The organism is Gymnodinialimonas mytili (assembly GCF_037544085.1).
Taxonomy (GTDB): Bacteria; Pseudomonadota; Alphaproteobacteria; order Rhodobacterales; family Rhodobacteraceae; genus Gymnodinialimonas; species Gymnodinialimonas mytili.
In genome coordinates, this window is the sequence record NZ_JBBIFW010000001.1 from 978,902 (window position 1) to 1,001,428 (window position 22,527).

Consider the following 22,527-nt stretch of genomic DNA (forward strand, 5'->3'; position numbering starts at 1 on the left):
ATTGGGGGTTTTCAAATGCGCCCCGATGCGTATTGTCCGCACTATGACCAAGCCAGTTCATATCCCGGCACCTGACGCGCGTCTCGCGCGCCTGCCGCTGTTTGGTCTTCTCCTCCTTAGCCGCCTCTGAGCGTGCCATTCGGCGCGACCGCTCAGGGGAGGGATAGCGCCGGAGACACCCAGATCAGCTAAGGATTATGACATGAAAACCGACCCAAACCGCGTCGTTATCTTCGACACCACCTTGCGCGATGGCGAGCAATCGCCAGGCGCGACGATGAGCCATGATGAAAAGCTGGAAATTGCCGGCCTGCTCGATGAGATGGGGGTCGATATCATCGAAGCAGGCTTCCCCATCGCCAGCGAAGGCGATTTTGCGGCCGTTTCAGACATCGCAAAGAACGCCGCGAATGCCACGATTTGCGGGTTGGCGCGCGCGAACTTCAAGGATATCGACCGCTGTTGGGAGGCGATCCAGCACGCCAAATCCCCGCGTATCCATACGTTTATAGGCACCTCGCCTCAGCATCGCGCCATTCCCAATCTGACGATGGACGAGATGGCCGGCCGCATCCATGAAACGGTCACCCATGCGCGCAATCTGTGTGACAACGTGCAGTGGAGCCCGATGGATGCGACGCGGACGGAGTGGGACTACCTGGCGCGTGTAGTTGAGATCGCTATCAAGGCCGGGGCCACCACGATCAACATCCCCGATACGTGCGGATATACTGCGCCGGTCGAAAGCGCCGATCTCATCCGGCGTTTGATCGCCGAGGTTCCCGGCGCCGCCGACATCGTCTTCGCCACCCATTGCCACAATGATCTGGGCATGGCTACGGCAAACAGCCTGGCCGCAGTGGCTGGCGGCGCACGCCAGATCGAATGCACGATCAACGGGCTGGGGGAACGGGCGGGCAACACGGCCTTGGAAGAGGTTGTGATGGCGATGAAAACGCGCCATGACATCATGCCGTACACGACCGGCATCGACACCACGAAGATCATGCATCTCAGCCGCCGCGTGGCAACCGTGTCGGGTTTCAACGTGCAGCCTAACAAGGCCATCGTCGGCAAGAACGCCTTCGCGCATGAGAGCGGCATTCACCAGGACGGGATGCTGAAAAGCGCCGATACGTTCGAGATCATGCGCCCCGAAGATGTGGGCTTAACCGAGACAAATATCGTCATGGGTAAGCATTCGGGCCGCGCCGCGTTGCGCTCAAAGCTGAAGGATCTGGGCTTTGACATGGGCGACAACCAGCTGAACGATCTCTTTGTGCGCTACAAAGCGCTGGCGGACCGTAAGAAAGAAGTGTTCGACGATGATCTGATCGCCTTGGTCACCGACGCAGGCAGCGACGGAGAAGGCCATCTGGAGGTAAAGTTCTTGCGCGTGATCTGCGGGACCGAGGCTCCGCAATCGGCCGATATTACTCTGCGCGTGGGCGAAACCGACTGTCAGGCGACGGCTCAGGGCGACGGCCCTGTGGATGCGGCCTTTAACGCCGTCAAAGCCCTATTCCCCAATGAGGCGGCGTTGCAGCTCTATCAGGTGAGCGCCGTGACCGAGGGTATGGACGCACAAGCGACCGTGACCGTGCGGATTGAGGAAGACGGCCGCATCGCCACTGGCCAATCCGCAGATACCGATACGGTTGTGGCCTCGGTGAAAGCCTATGTGAACGCCCTTAACCGCCTGATCGTCCGTCGCGAGAAGACCGGTGGGGACGTCAGAGAGGTCTCCTATAAGGATGTCGGCTAGGCTCAAGGCGCTCGGGGCACCCATTTATTGGGTGCCTCTCATATCGCTTTCGTTGATCTGGTTCGGCATCCTTCGTCAGGAACACCTGTGGCCGGTGCCGGATTACGTCGGTAGCGCCGAGGCGGGCCTCATTTTCCTATCCGTTTTGGGAAACCTACTGTTCGCCTATTCATTTCCTTTGGGGTTTTTTCTTTGCGCGCTTCCGGGGCACGGCTGGCCCGCCGCCAGATGGATTGCGCTGTTTGCGCTACTGCCAGCAACTTTCCTTGGGTTCTTTCCAATTGCCTTTATGGATACTGACGCCGCGCAACTCAGGCAATTGCTCTATCTGATCTGCGTATTGGCGGGATTAATCTTCATGGGAGAGAGCTTGCGCTTCCGCGCCGCGAACTACTCAATCCTGACAATGATCTCCCTTGGCGCAGTTCTGGCAATCGCGGGTTGGTCCCTTGTGTCATACTTTTCTGTCAACCGTTCGGCCCTGAGTATTGCTGAAGGCGCGCCGTATCGGATTCTGATCGGAGACCATGAGACCTACGAACACCCTACGCATTGGCGCGATCTGCGCGGCCTCGATCTGGGAGAGGATACTCGCATTAACGCGGGAGGGCCTTTGCGGGAAATGCTCACCTACCATGCAGTGCTGCTTGTAGAGGGTCGAAGCGGTTGTTGGGTTTGGTCGAAATCAAGGCTTCGGTTCGAGCCTGAACCCGATTCCGACAGAACCGACATTTGGTGGAGTGTGCACTGTCCCACCTGACTGATCCGCGAACTTCTTCCAATCGGAGTAGCGGCCCTGCGCCGATGCGCCCGGCCCCGCCCCCTTGCGGCACAAGGGGGCTAACGTCTATATGCCGAGTCTCGGGTGGGCGTCCTCGTGAAGGGGAGGCCCCTTTTTGAATTGACGAATCGGACTGCGTGCCTATGGCCGGATTTCTTGGCAACCTCTTCTCCTCCGACATGGCGATCGATTTGGGCACGGCGAATACGCTTGTTTACGTGCGTGGGCGCGGGGTGATCCTGAACGAGCCGTCGGTGGTGGCCTACCAGGTCAAGGACGGCGTGAAGAAGGCGCTGGCCTTTGGCGAGGATGCCAAGTTGATGCTGGGGCGGACGCCCGGCAGCATTCAGGCGATCCGACCCATGCGCGACGGCGTCATTGCCGACTTCGACGTGGCCGAAGAGATGATCAAGCACTTCATCCGCAAGGTTCACAAGCGCACGACCTTCTCGAAGCCCAAGATCATCGTCTGTGTGCCCCATGGCGCCACGCCTGTCGAAAAACGCGCCATTCGCCAATCGGTTCTGGGTGCAGGCGCGCGGAAGGCAGGCCTGATCGCAGAGCCTATCGCGGCGGCCATCGGGGCGGGGATGCCGATCACCGATCCGACCGGTTCGATGGTCGTGGATATCGGCGGCGGGACGACCGAGGTGGCCGTTCTGTCACTGGCCGATATCGTCTATGCCCGCTCGGTTCGGGTTGGTGGTGACCGGATGGATGAAGCAATCATTTCCTATCTGCGGCGCCAACATAACCTGCTGATTGGGGAATCGACAGCGGAGCGGATCAAGACCTCCATCGGGACGGCGCGAATGCCGGACGATGGGCGTGGAGCATCCATGCGCATTCGCGGGCGCGATCTTCTGAACGGCGTGCCGAAAGAAACCGAGATCAGCCAGGCTCAGGTGGCTGAGGCGCTGGCAGAGCCGGTGCAGACGATCTGCGAGGCCGTGATGGGCGCCCTGGAGGCTACGCCGCCGGATCTAGCGGCGGATATTGTGGATCGCGGCGTGATGCTGACGGGCGGCGGCGCCCTATTGGGTGAGTTGGATCTGGCCTTACGGGAACAGACCGGGCTTGCGATTTCCGTCGCCGATGAAAGCCTGAATTGTGTGGCTCTCGGAACCGGCAAGGCATTGGAGTATGAGAATCTCCTCCGCCATGCGATAGATTACGACAGCTAATCCAAGCCAAAACCCGAGAGGCATCCGATGGCCCGGGACAGCTATGATGACACCTATTCCAGGCCCGTCCGGCGATTGCTGTTGGCGGTCATCATCCTGTTTCTGATCACGCTTGTCTTGATTTGGCGGATCGACAACCCGCGCGTCGAACGCATCCGCGCCGCGATTATCGACCGCTATGTGCCGAATATGGAATGGGCGATGGCACCGGTCACCGGGCTGGGCCGCATATTCGAGGATTTCCAAAGTTATAACCGCCTGTTCGAGCAGAACCAGGAACTCCGCCGTGAGCTTCAGCAGATGCGCGCCTGGCGCGAGGCGGCGTTGCAGCTGGAACAGGAAAACGCGCGCCTGCTGGATTTGAATCGGGTGCAGCTTGACCCCGAATTGACCTTTGTGACCGGCATCGTGATGGCCGATAGCGGCTCGCCATTCCGACGCTCGGTCCTTTTGAATGTAGGCGCTCGGGATGGGATCCTGGACGGGTGGGCCACGATGGATGGGCTGGGGGTCGTGGGCCGCATCGCCGGTGTGGGCGACAGAACGGCGCGCGTTTTGCTGCTGACAGATGCGGCCAGCCGCATCCCTGTAACAATCCGGCCCTCGGGCCAGCAAGCCCTGCTGGAAGGCGACAACACCGCAAATCCCCTGTTGCAGTTCGTCGAAGATGCAGAAGACGTGGCACCGGGTGACCGCGTGGTGACTTCGGGTGATGGTGGATTGTTTCCGCCGGGCTTATTGGTTGGTCAGGTCGTGATCACTTCGGATGGGGAATTGCGCGTCCGGATGTCGGCCGACATCGTGCGGCTGAACTTCTTGCGCGTGATGCGCAGCCATCCCGGCACCACGCTGGAGGATACGGGTGATTTGATCGGTCCGCCTTGGCCCCCACCCGGCTTGATCCTGGATGAGAATGGCGCGCTGGTGCCCGATAACGCCGCGCGGGCGACAGCACCCGGCACCCCGGAGACAGCGCAATGAGTGCGCTCTCCGCTCAACATGTTTGGGGCTACCGCGCGCTGTTTGTTGTGCTGTGCCTGGCGTTGATGACGCTCAAATTGTTGCCGCTCAATCTGGGCGGTGCAAGGCTACCTGGACCTGACCTGCTGGTGGCATTTGCCTTTACGTGGATCGTGCGCCAACCCGCAATTGTTCCCCTTGGCGTTTTGCTGGGCATCTTCTTGCTGGCCGATTTCCTGTTTCACCGCCCGCCCGGTCTTTGGACCCTATTGGTCATCTTGGCATCTGAGAGCCTGCGTCGCCGCCGTTTGACCATGACGGAGTTCCCGTTTCTGGTGGAATGGGGCGCCGCGACTATGGCGATTATGGGGATGGTCCTGTTGAACCAAATGGCCATGTGGGTCTTGCTTGCAGATACCGACCCGCTAGGCTTTACCCTCGTGCACGGCATTGTCACCGCTGCGGTCTATCCGGCGGTCGTTGTGGCATCGAAATTCGTTTTTCGGCTGCGCAAACTGGGGCCTGCCGAACTTGAAAGCCTGTAGGGACTTGTCCGACCGATGAAGAAAACCCCCCGTGAAATCGAGGAAAGTGCGCGTCAGATCACGCGCCGGAGCCTTGTTCTGGGTGGGGTCTTTGTGGGGGCCGCCGCCACGCTAGCGGGGCGCATGCGGTATCTGCAGGTCACCCGAGCCGAGGATTTTCGGCTCTTGGCCGAGGACAATCGGATCTCGATTCGATTGCTGCCGCCGGAACGTGGACTGATCTTCGACCGCGCAGGGGTTCTGGTTGCTGGGAACGAGCAGAATTATCGTATCACCCTGGTTCGCGAGGATGCGGGCGATGTGGATGCGGTGTTGGACCGCCTGACGGATCTGGTCAATCTGGACCTGGTCGCGCTGGAGCGGACCCGCGCCGAGATTTTCAACGTGCGCCCCTGGGTACCCGTGACCATCGCGGATCGCCTGAGTTGGGAGGAGATGTCGGCTGTCGCGGTCAATGCCCCCGTCTTGCCCGGCGTCACGCCGGAAGTTGGCTTGACCCGCGCCTATCCAATGGGCGCGGATTTCGCCCATGTCGTGGGCTACGTGCGCAACGTGCCCGAGAATTATGTCGACCGCACAGGTGACAACGACCCTGTCCTCAGCATTCCCGATTTCCAGGTCGGGCTTCTGAATGTCGAACAGGCGATGGAGGATGTGTTGCGCGGCACTGCCGGAACGCGTCGGGTTGAGGTGAATGCCAGCGGGCGCGTGATGCGGGAGCTTGATCGCATGCCTGCCACCGCGGGCAGCGACGTGCAGCTCACAGTCGATGCCGGGTTGCAGAACTACGTCGAGGCACGGCTCAGCGGCGAAAGTGCCGGCGCGGTGGTGATGGATTGCCAATCGGGTGAGGTGCTGGCGCTGGCCTCCTCCCCGACCTATGATCCAAGTCTGTTCACCCGTCCGCTTTCGGCGCGGATCTACAACGGTCTTTTGAATGATCCCTACCGACCCTTGGCCAACAAGGCGACACAGGGGCTCTATCCGCCGGGATCGACTTATAAGATGATCGTGGCTCTGGCCGCATTGGAGGGCGGCTTTATCGATGCCGATGAGACCATCCGCTGCGGTGGATCGGTCGAGGTTGGCAACCGGCGCTTTCACTGCTGGCGGCGCGGCGGACATGGACGCATGGATCTGCTGGAAAGCATCAGCCAGTCCTGCGATGTCTACTACTACGATCTCGCTCAACGGGTCGGCATTGCGAACATTTCCGCCATGGCCGAGCGGTTGGGCTGCGGCGTGCGCCATGATCTGCCGCTCTCCAGTATCGCGGCGGGGCTGGCGCCGACGATGGATTGGAAACGGCGTCGTTTCGGACAGGATTGGGTCGTCGGCGATACTTTGAATGCGTCGATCGGTCAGGGCTTCGTGCTGGCATCTCCGCTGCACCTGGCGGTCATGACGGCCCGGATCGCATCCGGGCGGTCGGTCGAACCCAAGCTAATCCGGTCTTTGAACGGCGTCCCGCAAACCGCCACCCCGGCGCCGTCATTGGGTATCGACCCGGATCACTTGCGCTTGATCCATGAGGGGATGTGGCGGGTGAACAATGACCGTCGGGGCACGGCCTTCGGCAGCCGCACTATGGGTGACGAATTCCGCATCGCGGGCAAAACCGGGACCAGTCAGGTGCGCAATATCACGGCCGCCGAGCGCGCCGCCGGGGTGATCCGCAACGAAGATCTGCCTTGGGAACGGCGCGATCATGCGCTCTATGTCGGCTTCGCCCCCTATGACGCACCGCGCTATGCGGTCTCCGTCTTGGTGGAACATGGTGGCGGCGGATCGACGGCAGCCGCCCCAATCGGGCGCGATGTCTTGCTCCGCGCACAGATTGGCGAGGTCCCCCCGCCTGACCTGTACCCTGTCAGTCAGCGGCGCGATATTGAGGCGATGCATAACCGCATCCCGATCCTTGAGACACCGCCGACGCCCACCGGGCGCGAGCCGGGCCAAGCCTGACGGAGTGCACCCATGAGTTATCTTGAGTATAGCGTCAAATCCACGCCGACCGGATGGCGCAAGATCCTGCACCTGAACTGGGCACTTGCGATGTTGCTGGCCGCGGTCGCCTGCGTCGGCTTTCTGATGTTGTATTCGGTGGCAGGCGGATCTTTCACGCCCTGGGCAGGGACCCAGATCGAACGGTTCTCGATTGGCTTTTCACTGATGATCTGTGTCGCGCTGGTGCCGATCTGGTTCTGGCGCAATATGTCCGTTCTGGCCTATATCGTCTCGATCCTGCTGTTGCTTTATGTGGAATTCTTCGGGGCGAGTGGCGGTGGCGCGCAGCGCTGGATCGATCTGGGGTTCATGCGACTGCAACCCTCGGAGATGGCCAAGATCACCGTGGTGATGATCCTCGCGGCTTATTACGACTGGCTCGACCTTGAAAAAGTGTCCAACCCGATCTTCGTGGCGATCCCGCTTGCGTTGATCGGCCTGCCGGTTGGGCTGACCGTGATCCAGCCGGACCTTGGGACATCCCTTTTGATCATGATGGGTGGCGGGGCCGTCCTCTTTTTGGCGGGTACGCATTGGCTGTATTTCGTAACCGTGATCGCCCTTGGCGTTGGTGCGGTTACTGCGGTCTTGATGGGGCGCGGGACCAGCTGGGCGCTTTTGGCCGAATACCAGTATGACCGGATCGATACATTCTTGAATCCCTCCAGCGATCCCTTGGGGGATGGCTACCATATCACGCAAAGTCAGATCGCCCTTGGATCGGGTGGATGGACAGGACGCGGATTTTTGCAGGGCACCCAGATTCGCGGAGACTTCCTGCCTGAAAGTCATACCGACTTCATCTTTCCGACCTTGGCCGAAGAATTTGGATTTGTCGGCGCGGCCTCCTTGCTCGTTCTGTATGTGCTGATCCTGCTATTCTGTTGCGCCACCGCTTATCTGGCGCGGGACCGGTTCGCATCGCTGCTTGTGATGGGGATCGCCGTTACCTTTTTCCTCTACTTCGGGGTGAACATGGCGATGGTGATGGGTCTGGCGCCGGTGGTTGGCGTGCCCTTGCCACTTGTCAGCTATGGCGGTTCGGCCATGCTGGTGTTGATGGTGGCCTTTGGGCTGGTGCAATCGGCCCATATCCACCGCCCACGGTAATGGATCTTTGGCGGCGGCTTTGTTAGGCGCAGGTCACATCGCACCTTTAGGAGCCTGCCATGTCTGACCCAGTCATCCTGTTTGCTGCCAAGCCCGAGCGGTGGGTGACCTATGAAGCGCCGCTGCGCAAAGCGCTGATCAATGCGGGTATCTCTGACACTGGCCTGACGCTCACCGATGAGCCAAAAGATGTCGACTACATCGTCTATGCGCCAAATTCCGAGATCCAGGACTTCACACCATATACCCGCCTGAAGGCCGTGTTGAATCTGTGGGCGGGGGTCGAAGCGGTGGTCGGCAATCAGACCCTAACAGTGCCCCTCGCGCGTATGGTCGATAGCGGGTTAACCGACGGCATGGTCGAATGGTGCGTTGGCCATGTGCTGCGTCACCATCTTGGGATGGATGCGCATATCCGCAATCAAGATGGTGTTTGGCGGAATGATGTTATCCCTCCGCTGGCTCGGGATCGATCTGTTGTGGTGTTCGGGCTGGGCGTACTTGGGGCTGCGGTGGCTCAGGCTTTGGTCGGATTGGGGTTTGATGTCCACGGCTGGGCTCGATCTCCAAAGGTCCTGGACGGCGTGATCTGCCACGCCGGGTCCGAAGGCTTCCAAGAGGTTCTGGGCCGCGCCGATATCTCGATTTTGCTCTTGCCCGATACACCTGCGACCACGAATTTGTTTGATGCAGTCCGCCTGGCGCAGATGCCCAAAGGTGCCGTGCTAATCAATCCGGGACGCGGCCCGCTGATCGATGATGACGCGCTATTGGATGCACTGGATGGAGGGCATATTGGCCATGCCACGCTGGACGTGTTCCGCGTCGAGCCCTTGCCGGTCGATCACCCCTATTGGGCGCATCCGAATGTGACGGTCACCCCCCACATTGCGTCTGAGACGCGCCCAGACACAGCGACGCAGGTGGTGGCCGAGAACATCCGCCGGGGCGAAGCAGGCTTGCCGTTCCTGCATCTGGTGGATCGGAGCCTTGGCTACTAGCGCAGTCGCGGCGGTGTATTGGGGTCACTGCCCGGCGCTTTAGGCGGCTCTGGCATCGCGGGAACCGGCAGATCGAACCGCAGCCCAACCTTTGCAAGTTTTGCGCAAATCGGATCGGCGGATCGGAAGAAGCCCACATCCAGCGTTGCCGCATCAAGTCCAGAGAAGGCCAGCGCCTCCCGCACCAATTGCGCCAGTGCACCATCGGCACCGGGCACTGGGTCTACGAAGGCCAGCAGGTGACTTTGCCCGGCCCCATCCGTTCGTGTGGCCACCAGATAGGCCAAACGCGCACGCCCTTCGGCTGCAGCCAAACGCGTATCTAACGTCATCAGCAGCGTATCGGGAAGGCCTTTGGGCGGCAAAAGCTCATCTGGGTGGGCGTCGATTTCTTCGGGCCTCTCGGCCAGTGTCTGCGCCAACCAGAGGATGGCCTCATGCTCCAAGACCATCTCGGCCCCGGTCCCCAAATTAACGGCTAGCCCAAGATCCGCACCCGCCAACATCTGCGCCATAGCGCGGCCCGAGAGCGCCACATAAGGCACGCTGCCGCCCGCGAACTCGGCCAGTCGATCTTCACGATCAAAGGCCAGCACCAATTGCGCGCCGTCCACTGCAAAGATCTCGGGCGTCACGCTGTCTTCCGTTGCTTCGGCGGTGAGCATCAGAAACAATTCGCTGGCGGAGAGGCGGTCAAACCAGGCCAACCTTGCCTGAGTATCGTCTGGCGCGGCCTGCATCGCGGCATGGGCTTGGTCGAGCGGCGTCACGAGTTCAGGACCTCGAAGATACGGGCGCGGAGAACTGGCAAAAGCTCGGCCTCGAACCACGGATTGCGTTTGAGCCAAGCGGTATTGCGCCAAGACGGGTGAGGCAAGGGGATGACCGTAGGCGCATGGTCGCGCCAAGCGGCGACACGCGCGGTGACACTTTCGCGCCCACCCAGATGCCAAGCCTGCGCGTATCCGCCGACAAGCAAGGTCAAACGCACCTGGCCCAACGCGTCAAGCAGCGGGGCGCGCCAGGTCTGGGCGCAGATCTTCGGCGGCGGAAGGTCGGACCCACTCGCATCATAGCCCGGAAAGCAGAACGCCATGGGCAGGATGGCGATCCGATCACGGTCATAGAATGTCGCCTCATCCACGCCCATCCAATCCCGCAGGCGTGTGCCGCTGCGGTCCCAGAAGGGCGTATTGGCCTCGTGCACGCGCAGACCGGGCGCTTGGCTTGCAATCAGCATACGCGCGCCCGGTTTGAACCAGACGACAGGGTTGGGCCGGTGCCGCGTCACTGTCGCAGCAAACCTGTCAGCACACAGGGTACAATTGCGCAGATCAGCGGCGAGGCGGAGGGCGTTTTCCATGGCGACATAACTTACATCGTGCATCCGTGACGAAAAGGGCTGGACGACGTTTCGTTATTTCTATAAATATAGAATCATGGAACAGAAGCCGCTTACGCTCCCCGAACTTACCCGCGCCGCAACGGCCTTCGCCGCCCTCGGATCCGAACAGCGCCTCGCCATTGTTCGGCGCCTGGTCCGCGCCGGGCCGACGGGCCTGCCAATGGGCGCGTTGGGCGCGGATGTGGGCGTCACCGGATCGGTATTGACGCATCACCTGAAACAACTTGTCTCGGCTGGACTGGTCGAACAATGGCGCGACGGGCGTCGGATCCTTTCACGGATCGATCATGATGCGGTCGAAGCGCTTTCGGCGTTTCTGATCGAAGAATGTTGCGCAGATCATGGAGGTCACCTTGGCTGATCAAACGCTTTCGCCCCACCTGCTGCCGAACCTCTGGGCTCGGGTCGACAAGGTCGCGCTGACCTTTGTCGCCATCGTCGCAATCCTCGCGGTGTTTGATCGCCCCGCCGTGATCCCAACACTGCAAGAGACCGCCGAACATTTCGGCAGCACGCTGCCGTTTATCCTATTCGCGGTCTTTGCGATTGGCTTCATGAAAGCCACAGGGTCCGAACGCTTGTTGGACGGCGCCTTTGCCGGACGCGAGGCACGGATGATCGTGGTGGGCGCGCTCGCCGGTGGCCTGTCGCCATTCTGTTCCTGCGAAGTGATCCCGTTCATCGCAGCTTTGCTCGCCGCGGGCGCGCCTTTGTCTGCCGTGATGGCATTTTGGCTCGCCTCACCCCTGATGGATCCGGCGATGTTTGCAATCACTGCGGGCGGCTTGGGGTTCGATTTTGCCATTGCCAAGACGCTGGCTGCGGTCGCGCTCGGGGTGTTCGGCGGGGCGGTTGTGATGGCGTTCGCACGCTCGCCCGTCTTTGCCGACCCGCTGCGCGCTCAACCCAAGGTAGGCGGTTGCTGTGGCGCCAAGAAACAGACATTGCACTGGCGGTTCTGGCAAGAGCGCGAGCGGCGGCAGATCTTTGGGCAAGCCGCCTGGGACAATTTGGTGTTCCTCGGCAAATGGTTGCTGCTGGCCTATCTGCTGCAAAGCCTTCTGATCGGCTATGTCCCGGCAGAATTGATCGCTCAGGTTGTAGGCGGCGAGGGTATTGGCCCAATCATCATCGGAGCCCTTGTGGGCGCACCGGCATACTTGAACGGCTATGCCGCGGTGCCGTTGATCGCGGGTCTACTGGAGCAAGGGATGAGCCCCGGCGCAGCGATGTCCTTCGTGATTGCGGGCGGTGTCAGCTGCATACCAGCCGCAGTCGCCGTATGGGCGCTCGTGAAACCACGGGTCTTCATCGCCTATCTCGCTCTGGCGCTGAGCGGCGCGATCATCGCAGGGTTGGTCTGGGCGCTTATCGCCTAATCCTGACGGCAGCACCGAGCTTCCGATGCCGTTCTTGGCCTGAGACGAGCACCAAGCGAAGCGCCCCACGGGCGCATCGCGCGATCAAGGCCTCTTTCTCACGCGATTTGAGAGGGGCTAACCGGGCCGAAACCGGTTTTTTAGACATAATCCCGCCGTATTGGACCTTTATGTTTCCAATTCGTTGACGTGCAAGATGTACAAGTGCACGCAGCGGCACATAATGCGGGCAGGCAGATGATCGAATTTAATGGGGTATCGAAGTCCTTTTGGACCGGGGAACGCCGGAAGGTGATCTTGGATCGTGCCTCGTTTCGCGTTGAGGTCGGCTATTCGGTGGGGATCCTCGCCCCCAATGGCACCGGCAAGACCACATTGATCAAGATGATGTGCGGCCTCGAAAAGCCCGACGAAGGCACCATCATCCGTGATGCGCGGATCTCGTTCCCTCTGGGGTTCATGGGCGGTGTCATCCCTAAGCTGTCCGCCATGGAAAACTGCCGCTACATTGCACAGCTCTATGGTTTGGACCCCGATTATGTCGAGGCGTTCTGCCGCTGGGTTTGCGGGATCGAAGAATATTTTGATATGCCTGTTGGTACCTATTCTGCGGGCATGCGCAGCCGCTTCAATTTCTCTCTGCTTCTGGCGCTGGACTTCGACATCTACCTGATTGATGAGGGGATGCCTGCCTCGACCGATGCTGAATTCAACCGGCGCGCAGGGGACATTCTGGCAGAGCGATTGCGCGATGCGACGGTTGTGATCGTCTCGCACCAAGCGCAGACATTGGAAAAATTTGCCCGTCGGGCGGCCGTGCTGCGCGACGGAAAGCTTTACGAATTCGATACCTTGGAAGAGGCCAAGCAGCTTTATGACTACGAAACCCAAGGCTAGAAAGTTTCGCATCCGCCAAAGCAATGCGAGTGCCTCGGCTGCGCGCACCGGGAATGTCCAGGCGCCTCAGCCTGAAATGGCGCCGGACGCATCTGCGGCCCCGGACAATAGCTTGCCCAATGTGACAGAAGATGGCTTTGGCAACACTGCCTTCCCCGGCTCTGCCGCCCATGATCGCGCGCAGGCCCCTGCCAGCAATCCGCCGGATGTTGCCGCCCAGAAACAGGTCAGCCAAGCCGCCGCTGATGTGAGAGATGAGATCGAGGCCATCCGGGCCGAAGCGCTGACAGGGCGACAATTGCGCATGGCACGGCGCAAGGCGCAAAAGCACGGGCTGCAGCCAAGCTCGGATTTCGATGCCGTTCGCCTGCTTCGGCAAAGGGGCATCGATCCCTTTGGCGGCGGATCGATGTTGGAATTGGTTCAACCCGATAGGGCCAAAGGCACAACCGCACCTTCATCGGCCATCGACAGTGCTGCCTCTGGTCAGAGCACCAAAAACCTGCCCGTCGCTGCGGCAAGCGCGAAAACGCCCGCAGTTCCGCCGCCCGGCACCTACACCGCTGAGAACCGCGCCGCCGAGATCATCCGGGTGCAACGCGATATTGCCCGCCGCCGGCGCCGCAAACTGGTGCAATTGGCCACGCGTCTCTCGATCTTCGTCTTTCTGCCGACCCTGTTGGTCAGCTATTATTTCTACATGGTCGCCACGCCGATGTACGCGACCAACACCGAATTCGTGATCCAAAAGGCCGAAGCGTCATCCGGCGGCGCTGGCGGCGGTTTGGGTGGGCTTCTTGGCGGTGGCGGTTTTGCGACGGCGCAAGAATCGATCACCGTGCAAAGCTACCTGCAAAGCCGCGAAGCCATGTTGCGTCTGGACGAGGAACTTGATTTCCGCGGCCATTTCTCGGGCGACAACATCGATGTCCTGACCAGGCTAGAGCCTGACGCCAGCAACGAGCAGATGTATGACACCTATATCCGCAATCTGACCATCGGCTACGATCCGACGGAAGGTCTGGTCCGGATGGAGGTTTTGGCTGCCGATCCTGCCGTCAGCCAGGCATTCTCCGAAGCATTGGTGACCTACGCCGAAGAACGGGTTGATCAAATGTCGTCGCGCCTGCGCGAGGATCAGATGGTCGGCGCCCGCGAAAGCTTTGAGGATGCCGAGACGCGTGTTCTGTCCGCTCAGACCCGCGTTCTAAACCTGCAAGAACAACGCGGCGTGTTGTCCGCCGAGGCGGAGGTCAACCAAGTCTTCGGGCAGATCTCGAATTTCGAATTGCAATTGTCGGAGGAGCGTTTGCGCCTTGCGGAAATCCAAGCCGCCGCCCGCCCCAATGCAACTCGGGTAGAGGTAGCTGAGGCCAATATCGCGCGACTGGAATCGGTGATTGCCAACCTGCGTGAATCTCTGACCGGCGATGATCAGGGCGAAGTCTCCTTGGCGCGGATCCAATCTGAATTGGTGATCGCGCAAGCCGACTTGGAAACCCGGCAATTGATGCTGACCGAAGCATTGCAGGCCATGGAATCCGCACGGATCGAAGCGAACCGCCAGACATTGTATATCTCGATGGCAACCGCGCCGTTGGCACCCGATGAGGCCGCCTTTCCCAAAGCATTCGAGAATACGCTGCTTGCGCTCGTCGTCTTTTCTGGCATCTACCTGTTGGTGTCGATGACCGCCTCGATCCTGCGCGAACAAGTCAGCTCCTGACCGTTGCCAGGCGCCGGGGCCTGCGGAAGGATTGCGGCGCATGGAACGGATCGAAATCGGGCCTCTTCACGTCGGAAACGACGCGCCATTGACGGTGATCGCAGGGCCTTGCCAATTGGAAAGCTTGGATCATGCGCGCATGATCGCGGGCCAGATGTCTGAGATCTGCGCTAAGACCGGCGCGCAATATGTCTTCAAGGGCAGCTATGACAAGGCGAACCGCACCTCACTTTCGGGCAAACGCGGCCTGGGGATGGAGGCTGGCCTATCGATCCTGGCGCAGATCCGCGATGAATTCGGCTGCCCGGTTCTGACAGACATTCATGCGCCCGACCAATGCGCGCGCGTGGCCGAGGCCGTCGACATCCTGCAAATCCCCGCCTTTCTCTGTCGCCAGACCGATTTGCTGCTGGCTGCAGGCGAAACCGGTGCGGCGATCAACGTCAAGAAAGGCCAATTCCTGGCGCCTTGGGACATGGTCAATGTCGTTGAAAAGATCGAAAGCACAGGCAACAAGCGGCTGCTGCTGACCGAACGCGGCGCAAGCTTTGGCTATAACGCGTTGGTGGCCGATATGCGGTCCCTGCCCGAGATGGCCAAGACGGGATATCCGGTGATCATGGATGCGACCCATGCGGTGGCACAGCCCGGTGGGCTGGGTGGGTCATCCGGCGGGCAGCGCGAATTTGCGCCCGTTCTGGCGCGTGCCGCGGTCGCGCTTGGAATTGGTGGCGTGTTTCTGGAAACCCACGAAGATCCGGACAATGCCCCATCGGATGGCCCCAATATGATCCACCTGTCGGATATGGCGGCGTTGATGCAGACCTTGATGGCGCTGGATGCCGTGGCCAAGGCCAGTCCGGTTCGGATCTGAGCTACCATGCGCCGCGTTCTCTGCCTCATGCTCGCCGTCATCTGCGCTGTGCCCGTGGCCGCGCAAAGCCCGGCAACGCAACCCAACGGTGGCATCTCGATTGAGAGCGACCAGCGCCAGGATGCGGCCATCGTGGAGCGGATCACAGCGATCTTGCGCCAATTGGACGGCTATGAAGACGTCCGCGTTGCAGCGACCGAGGGCATCGTCACCCTGCGCGGAGAGATCTTGGAGGCCGCACAGATCGATGCGCTCAACACGCTTGTGGCGCGTGTCGACGGCGTCGTTGCGATCGAGAACCGCGTGACCGAGACAACAGATGTCGTCGAACGGCTGAACCCCGCCATTGAACGGATGCAGGAACGATGGGCGCAGACGGTCGCATTTTCACCGCTGGTGCTTGTGGCTCTGCTGGCCGGTGTCTTGATGACGGCATTCGGGTTTTGGCTCGCACGGCGCCGCTGGCCCTGGGAAAAACTCGCGCCAAACGCGTTTATCGCCGACATCTACCGGCAAATCGTCCGGCTCAGCTTCGTGATTTTGGGGATCGTGCTGGCGCTGGATCTGCTGAATGCCACGGCGTTGTTGGGCACCATTCTAGGGGCGGCGGGGATCGTCGGCCTGGCAATCGGATTTGCGGTCCGCGATACGGTCGAGAACTTCATTTCGTCGATCATGTTGTCGATCCGCCAGCCATTTAGGCCCAAGGATTTGGTCGAGATTGGCGGAGACCTGGGCCACGTGATCCGGCTGACCAGCCGCGCTACGATCCTGCTGAGCTTGGACGGCAATCATATTCGCATCCCCAATGCGACGGTCTTCAAAGCCAAGATCGTGAACTACACGCGCAATGACGAACGGCGCTTCACTTTTCTCGTCGGTGTCGATCCTGAAGCGGATATCGCCGAAGCGCAGGGGATCATCCTGGCCGCGCTTCGGGAATTGCCCTTTCTCTTGGATGACCCCGGACCGGCCGTTTGGGTCGAGGGTCTGGGCGCCTCGACCATCGATCTAACGGCGGCGGGCTGGATCAAACAACATGAAACCGCCATTGGGATGGCTAAGGGCGAGGCCGTGCGCATCGTGAAAGCGCGGCTGGAAGAGGCCGGGATCGGGCTGCCTGAACCGACCTATCGCTTGATCGGGTTGCCTGGCGCATCGGACACAAACCTGACGCCCGCGCCACCGTCAGCACCGGTCGAAGTGCAGAATGTCGGCACAGATGACGTCGTCGCGCTGGAGAAAATAATTGAGGCCGAACGCGATGCGTTGCCCGAGGATGACTTGCTGCGTCGCGAAGCGCCGCAGGAATAGTCTAATATCGCCACAAAAGGCCGCCTTTTCCGCTTGATCCCGCAGCCCGCGCGTCGTATTTCCCCCGGCACGGTTGGGGTGTAGCCAAGCGGTAAGGCAGCGGTTTTTGGTACCGTGTACCGTAGGTTCGAATCCTACCACCCCAGCCAATATCCAACCGTTATTGATCGATGAAACCGCTTCGTGCGGTCCTGGATCCCATGGGACGATCATCTTATCCGGCAGATGTTTCCAGGGACCCTGGCGCCGGTATAATCCGGTTCATCTCATTGATGCGTCGCAACGAGCCTTTGAAGATACCACCCAGCTGAGACGATCACGCGACACAATTTCCTCATTTGCCAAGCGGGATGTCTTTCGTCATTTTTGCCGCATGGAGGTCTTGGACGCCACTCACAACAGCTTTCTCGTCGCTATGTCCTTTGTGGTCGCGCTGGTTGCAGGGTTCACAGGGCTGTCTTTGACGCGTGATCTTTCCCACAAACCCGTCCTGCAGAAGAAAGTGTCGATTGCGCTGGCCGCCATCGCGTTGGGCGGTGGAATTTGGGCGATGCATTTTGTGGCAATGTTGGGCCTGCAATTGCCGATCCTGTTCTACTACGACGCCGCGATCACGCTGGTCTCGGCCTTAACTGCAATTCTGATCGTCGGCGGCGCATTGATCTTGCTGCATTTCGCCGAACGCACGCCGCGGATTATCACCCTGGCCGGTGGTGTTGTCGGCGTGGGCATTTTGATGATGCATTACATCGGTATGGCGGGGCTAGAGATGTGCCGCGCCGTTTACACGCCGGCTGGCATCATCGCCTCCTCTGTTGTTGCCATGGGGCTCTGCATTCTCGCTTTTTGGGTCGCTTATGGGCACCGCACAAACCGCAACATCGTTCTCGGGACCTTGTGCTTCGCGGTCGCGGTGTTCTCGGTGCACTTCCTCGCAATGGTGGGTACGAATTTCGTGGCCGCACCCAGCTTTGCCGAATTCGGACCGACCATGAGCAATGAGACGCTCGCGCTTGGCGTCATCTTCTTCAGTTTCGTGATTTTCGGCGCCTGTCTGTGGGTGAGCGTCACCTATCTTGTCGTGCCCGAGGTCGAGCAACGGCCAGACACCGATCCGATGCCCGGACAACGGGTCGAGCCCATTGCCCGATTGCAAATCCCCTGCGAACGTGATGGCGGCAAGGTCTTTATCGCGCCGGATGAGGTTCTGTTCGTGCGCGCAGATGGCCATTACACGCAAATCTATACAAAAACCGAGCGGCTGTTTTGCGTTTGGCCTGTCACCGAGGCGACCAAACGTCTGCTCCCCGCCGGGTTTCTGCAAACGCATCGAAGCTACCTCGTCAATCCGCGCCACGTTGCCCGGTTCGAGCGGACCAAAGACAAAGGGCGCTGCATCTTCGAAGGCAAGGATCTGCCCCCCGCCCCCGTGAGCCGGTCCAAGCTGAAAGCGATCCAGGATGCCCTGGCGTCGCAAGTCGGCGCAATTGGTGCAAGCTAGCGCGCATTTCGTGCAAAATACCTGTTTTTCATTGATTTCCTAAAGCCGCGGCATGCGCATGTATGCAGGCTTCTCTTCAGCCAGAACATTTGCTTGAAGGGAGGAGAGCCAATGATTCCAGCGGCGTTTGAGTATTACCGGCCCAAAGATATGGCGGGTGTACTGTCCATCTTGGAAGAGCATGGCGACGATGCGCGCGTTATGGCGGGCGGGCACAGTTTGATCCCCATGATGAAATTGCGCATGGCTGACGTGCCCCATCTGATCGACCTGCAGGACGTGGGCGGCATGTCGGGCATCGAGATCGGGCCCGACGCCATCCACATCGGCGCTATGGTGACCCAGGCGCAAATCATCGATGACGATGTCTTGGCCACCGCCGCGCCGATCCTGCGTGAAGCGGCGCTACAGATCGCAGATCCGCAGGTGCGCTACATGGGCACGGTGGGTGGTAATGTGGCCAATGGCGATCCGGGCAACGACATGCCGGGACTGATGCAGTGCCTCAACGCGACCTTCACTGTGATCGGTCCCCACGGCGAACGCGACATCCCTGCCCGGGAGTTTTACGAAGCGGCCTATATGACTGCCCGCGAGGATGAAGAGGTGCTGACCTCGGTCACAATCCCGCTGCCCAAGGGCGGCCATGCCTATGAAAAGCAAAAGCGCAAAATCGGCGACTATGCGACCGCGGCTGCAGCGGTTCAAATCGTCAAACAGGACGGCGTCTGCAGCTCAGCTTCCATCGCCATGACCAATCTGAGCGATACGCCGATCTATTCGGAAGCCGCCAGCGCCGCTCTTGTCGGAACGACTGTGGATGACGCCGCCTTGAAAGCCGCGATGGCGGCCATGTTGGACGATATCGACCCGACCGAAGACAATCGCGGGCCCGTGGCCTTCAAGAAACATGTGGCTGGCGTGATCCTGCGCCGCGCCATCGAACGTGCTTGGTCACGCCCCTAAGGGAGGCTGCCTTTGATCCGCGATGCATTTGGGCCACGCGCCCGCGACGCGAAGGATCAGGGCGAAGGAGGAACACCAAATGTCGAAGAAAATGCACATCAAGCTGACCGTGAACGGCAAGGATGAGGAGTTCCTGGCTGAGCCGCGCGAGCTTCTGATCTATACACTGCGCGAGCGGCTCAACATCACCGGGCCGCATATCGGGTGCGAGACTTCGCACTGCGGGGCCTGCACCGTGACGCTGAACGGCAAGTCGGTGAAGGCCTGCACGATGTTCGTGGCGCAAGCCGATGGTGCCGAGGTGACCACCATCGAAGGCATCGGCGGTCCGGATGATCTGCATCCGCTGCAGACGGCGTTCAAGGAGCATCACGGGTTGCAATGCGGATACTGCACGCCGGGGATGATCACGCGGGCGACGAAGCTGCTGGAAGAGAACCCGAACCCCACCGAGGAAGAGATCCGCTTTGGCATGGCGGGCAATATCTGCCGCTGCACCGGGTATCAGAACATCGTGAAATCCATTCAAGCGGCTGCGGCTGAGATGAATGCGGCCGCTGCCTCGGGCAGCGAAGCGGTAGGCAATCAAAAAGTGGAGGCGGCGGAATGAAGGACGAAGTGGAAAACCGCGAGGACCGCGTTGCCAACCTGAAGGGCATGGGCTGTTCGCGCAAGCGGGTCGAGGACGCGCGCTTCACCCAGGGCAAGGGCAACTACGTCGATGACATCAAGCTCGATGGCATGATCTTTGGCGATTTCGTGCGCTCGCCCTACGCCCATGCGCGGATCACCAGCATCGACACCGAGGAAGCGCTGAAGGTGCCGGGTGTCCTTGCCGTGCTGACGGCGCAGGATCTGGAGCCGCTGGGTCTGCATTGGATGCCGACACTGGCGGGCGACAAGCAGATGGTTCTGGCCGATGGCAAGGTGCTGTTCCAGGGTCAGGAGGTCGCCTTTGTGGTGGCTGAAGACCGCTATGCCGCCGCCGATGGGATCGAGGCGGTCGAGGTCGAATATGAAGAGCTGCCCGTGATCGTCGACCCGTTCGAGGCGCTGAAATCCGACGTTGTCTTGCGCGAGGATCTGGTGGCCGAAGATGGGTCCTTGCCGGACGGCGCGCATGGGCCGCGTAAGCATGCCAATCACATCTTCACCTGGGAGGCGGGGGACAAGGACCCGACCGAGGAGGTCATCGCCAATGCCGAGGTCGTGGCCGAGGAGAGCATGTATTACCATCGCACGCATCCCTGCCCGCTGGAGACCTGCGGCTGCGTGGCGTCGATGGACAAGGTCAACGGCAAGCTGACGCTCTGGGGGACCTTCCAGGCGCCCCATGCGATCCGCACTGTGGTATCGCTGATCTCCGGTATCGAAGAGCACAACATCCGCGTGATCTCGCCTGATATCGGCGGCGGGTTTGGTAACAAGGTCGGCGCCTATCCGGGTTACGTGTGTTCGGTCGTGGCCTCCATCGTGACCGGCAAGCCGGTCAAATGGATCGAAGACCGGATGGACAATCTGATGACCACGGCCTTCGCCCGCGACTATCATATGACCGGAAAAATCAGCGCCACAAAAGAGGGCAAGATAACCGGGCTGCACTGCCATGTAACGGCGGATCACGGCGGATTCGATGCCTGCGCAGACCCCACGAAGTTCCCCGCTGGCTTCATGAATATCTGTACCGGGAGCTACGACATCCCCACGGCTTATCTGGAGGTGGACGGCGTTTATACCAACAAGGCGCCCGGTGGAGTCAGTTACCGCTGTTCGTTCCGCGTGACCGAGGCGGTGTATTTCATCGAGCGGATGATCGAGGTTCTGGCCATCGAGTTGGACATGGACGCGGCTGAGCTGCGCCGGATCAACTTCATCAAGAAGGAACAGTTTCCCTACACGGCAGCTTTGGGCTGGGAATATGACAGCGGGGATTACCACACGGCTTGGGACAAGGCGCTGAAGGCGGTCGATTACGACGGGCTGCGGGCGGAGCAAGCGCAACGCGTGGAAGAGTTCAAGGCGGGCAAGACGCGCACGCTGATGGGCATCGGCCTCAGCTTCTTCACCGAGATCGTGGGCGCCGGGCCGGTCAAGAACTGTGACATCCTCGGCCTTGGGATGTTCGACAGCTGCGAGATCCGCATCCACCCCACCGGCTCTGCGATTGCACGGTTAGGGACGATCTCTCAGGGCCAAGGCCACGCGACGACCTTTGCGCAGATCCTTGCGTCTGAAATCGGCCTGCCCGCCGACAGCATCACCATCGAGGAAGGCGATACAGATACGGCACCGTATGGTTTGGGCACCTATGGCTCTCGCTCTACCCCTGTTGCTGGGGCGGCAACGGCCATGGCAGGCCGGAAGATCCGGGCCAAGGCACAGATGATCGCGGCTTACCTGCTCGAAGTGCACGATGACGATGTGGAGTTCGATGTCGACCGCTTCGTCGTGAAAGGCGCGCCGGAGCGGTTCAAGACGATGAAGGAGATCGCCTTCGCTGCCTACAATCAGGCCATTCCAGGAAGCGAGCCAGGGCTGGAAGCGGTGAGCTACTACGATCCGCCCAACATGACCTATCCGTTCGGCGCGTATGTCTGCGTGATGGACATCGACGTGGATACCGGCGTGCCCGACATCCGCCGCTTCTATGCGCTGGATGATTGCGGCACCCGGATCAACCCGATGATCATCGAAGGGCAGGTGCATGGCGGTCTGACCGAAGCGCTCGCCGTCGCTCTGGGGCAGGAGATTGCCTATGACGACATGGGCAACTGCAAGACGGGCACGCTGATGGACTTCTTCCTGCCGACTGCGTGGGAAGTGCCGAACTATGAGACCGACTACACGGTGACGCCGAGCCCGCATCACCCGATCGGAGCCAAGGGCGTCGGCGAAAGCCCGCATGTGGGCGGTGTGCCGTGCTTCTCCAACGCGGTGCAGGATGCCTTCCGTGCCTTTGGTCTGCGCCACACCAACATGCCGCACGACCATTGGCGGATCTGGAAAACCGCCAATGAGCTTGGGCTGCACAATTAGCGGGTCCGATGTCGCTTCGAGACATTGGACCCGCGGGGGGGGGGGGGGGGGGGGGGGGGGGGGGGGGAGGGGGGAG

General features: G+C 60.6%; 20 protein-coding genes and 1 tRNA gene. 19 read left to right on the top strand and 2 right to left on the bottom strand.

The window, feature by feature from the left end:
- Positions 1-202: 202 nt before the first annotated feature.
- The 8 genes from V8J82_RS04860 to V8J82_RS04895 all read left to right on the top strand — a co-directional run bounded on the left by V8J82_RS04860 (position 203) and on the right by V8J82_RS04895 (position 9,353).
- Positions 203-1,765, top strand: coding sequence for a 2-isopropylmalate synthase (locus tag V8J82_RS04860; RefSeq protein ID WP_339972715.1), 1,563 nt, complete (start codon positions 203-205; stop codon positions 1,763-1,765).
- 52 nt (positions 1,766-1,817) lie between these two features.
- On the top strand, positions 1,818-2,525 hold the full coding sequence (locus tag V8J82_RS04865; protein WP_339972717.1) for a hypothetical protein: 708 nt from the start codon (positions 1,818-1,820) through the stop codon (positions 2,523-2,525).
- A 164-nt stretch (positions 2,526-2,689) separates the two neighbouring features.
- Positions 2,690-3,730: a rod shape-determining protein gene (locus tag V8J82_RS04870; RefSeq protein ID WP_339972719.1), complete on the top strand. Its 1,041-nt coding sequence runs from the start codon at positions 2,690-2,692 to the stop codon at positions 3,728-3,730.
- 27 nt (positions 3,731-3,757) lie between these two features.
- Positions 3,758-4,711, top strand: coding sequence for a rod shape-determining protein MreC (gene mreC, locus V8J82_RS04875; RefSeq protein ID WP_339972721.1), 954 nt, complete (start codon positions 3,758-3,760; stop codon positions 4,709-4,711).
- Positions 4,708-5,235: a rod shape-determining protein MreD gene (locus V8J82_RS04880; protein WP_339972723.1), complete on the top strand. Its 528-nt coding sequence runs from the start codon at positions 4,708-4,710 to the stop codon at positions 5,233-5,235. Before mreC ends, V8J82_RS04880 begins: the two co-directional genes overlap by 4 nt.
- 15 nt (positions 5,236-5,250) lie before the next feature.
- Positions 5,251-7,200 (top strand): penicillin-binding protein 2, encoded by a 1,950-nt coding sequence (gene mrdA / locus V8J82_RS04885; RefSeq protein ID WP_339972725.1) that lies wholly within the window; start codon positions 5,251-5,253, stop codon positions 7,198-7,200.
- Positions 7,201-7,212: 12 nt separating this feature from the next.
- Positions 7,213-8,352: a rod shape-determining protein RodA gene (gene rodA / locus V8J82_RS04890; protein WP_339972727.1), complete on the top strand. Its 1,140-nt coding sequence runs from the start codon at positions 7,213-7,215 to the stop codon at positions 8,350-8,352.
- A gap of 59 nt (positions 8,353-8,411) precedes the next feature.
- Complete coding sequence (locus V8J82_RS04895; protein ID WP_339972729.1) at positions 8,412-9,353, top strand: 2-hydroxyacid dehydrogenase; 942 nt, start codon at positions 8,412-8,414, stop codon at positions 9,351-9,353.
- Here V8J82_RS04895 and V8J82_RS04900 read toward each other — a convergent pair.
- Both V8J82_RS04900 and V8J82_RS04905 read right to left on the bottom strand, forming a co-directional pair.
- On the bottom strand, positions 9,350-10,123 hold the full coding sequence (locus V8J82_RS04900; RefSeq protein ID WP_339972732.1) for an SseB family protein: 774 nt from the start codon (positions 10,121-10,123) through the stop codon (positions 9,350-9,352). The genes V8J82_RS04895 and V8J82_RS04900 overlap by 4 nt on opposite strands.
- Complete coding sequence (locus V8J82_RS04905) at positions 10,120-10,716, bottom strand: uracil-DNA glycosylase family protein (protein WP_339972734.1); 597 nt, start codon at positions 10,714-10,716, stop codon at positions 10,120-10,122. The genes V8J82_RS04900 and V8J82_RS04905 overlap by 4 nt, the downstream gene beginning before the upstream one ends.
- A gap of 76 nt (positions 10,717-10,792) precedes the next feature.
- Here V8J82_RS04905 and V8J82_RS04910 point away from each other — a divergent pair, with 76 nt between their 5' ends.
- The 11 genes from V8J82_RS04910 (at position 10,793) to V8J82_RS04960 (ending at position 22,451) form a co-directional block, all read left to right on the top strand.
- Complete coding sequence (locus tag V8J82_RS04910) at positions 10,793-11,119, top strand: ArsR/SmtB family transcription factor (protein WP_339972736.1); 327 nt, start codon at positions 10,793-10,795, stop codon at positions 11,117-11,119.
- Positions 11,112-12,137 carry a permease gene (locus tag V8J82_RS04915; protein WP_339972738.1) on the top strand — a complete coding sequence of 342 codons (1,026 nt, stop codon included), beginning with the start codon at positions 11,112-11,114 and terminating at the stop codon, positions 12,135-12,137. Before V8J82_RS04910 ends, V8J82_RS04915 begins: the two co-directional genes overlap by 8 nt.
- 237 nt (positions 12,138-12,374) lie before the next feature.
- Complete coding sequence (locus V8J82_RS04920) at positions 12,375-13,034, top strand: ABC transporter ATP-binding protein (RefSeq protein ID WP_339972740.1); 660 nt, start codon at positions 12,375-12,377, stop codon at positions 13,032-13,034.
- The gene (locus V8J82_RS04925; protein ID WP_339972742.1) at positions 13,012-14,760 is read left to right on the top strand and encodes a KpsE/RkpR family capsule polysaccharide export protein; all 1,749 of its coding nucleotides are present in this window, start codon (positions 13,012-13,014) and stop codon (positions 14,758-14,760) included. Before V8J82_RS04920 ends, V8J82_RS04925 begins: the two co-directional genes overlap by 23 nt.
- A 40-nt stretch (positions 14,761-14,800) precedes the next feature.
- Positions 14,801-15,634: a 3-deoxy-8-phosphooctulonate synthase gene (gene kdsA / locus V8J82_RS04930; RefSeq protein WP_339972744.1), complete on the top strand. Its 834-nt coding sequence runs from the start codon at positions 14,801-14,803 to the stop codon at positions 15,632-15,634.
- Between the two features lie 6 nt (positions 15,635-15,640).
- Positions 15,641-16,948 carry a mechanosensitive ion channel domain-containing protein gene (locus V8J82_RS04935; RefSeq protein ID WP_339972746.1) on the top strand — a complete coding sequence of 436 codons (1,308 nt, stop codon included), beginning with the start codon at positions 15,641-15,643 and terminating at the stop codon, positions 16,946-16,948.
- A gap of 74 nt (positions 16,949-17,022) precedes the next feature.
- A tRNA-Gln gene (locus tag V8J82_RS04940) sits at positions 17,023-17,097 on the top strand.
- Positions 17,098-17,321: 224 nt separating this feature from the next.
- A complete protein-coding gene (locus V8J82_RS04945) occupies positions 17,322-18,449 on the top strand; it encodes an MHYT domain-containing protein (protein WP_339972748.1) in 1,128 nt (375 codons plus the stop codon).
- A gap of 111 nt (positions 18,450-18,560) precedes the next feature.
- Positions 18,561-19,415, top strand: coding sequence for an FAD binding domain-containing protein (locus V8J82_RS04950; protein ID WP_339972750.1), 855 nt, complete (start codon positions 18,561-18,563; stop codon positions 19,413-19,415).
- A 79-nt stretch (positions 19,416-19,494) separates the two neighbouring features.
- Positions 19,495-20,025, top strand: coding sequence for a (2Fe-2S)-binding protein (locus V8J82_RS04955; RefSeq protein WP_339972752.1), 531 nt, complete (start codon positions 19,495-19,497; stop codon positions 20,023-20,025).
- The gene (locus V8J82_RS04960) at positions 20,022-22,451 is read left to right on the top strand and encodes an aerobic carbon-monoxide dehydrogenase large subunit (protein WP_339972754.1); all 2,430 of its coding nucleotides are present in this window, start codon (positions 20,022-20,024) and stop codon (positions 22,449-22,451) included. Before V8J82_RS04955 ends, V8J82_RS04960 begins: the two co-directional genes overlap by 4 nt.
- Positions 22,452-22,527: the final 76 nt, after the last annotated feature.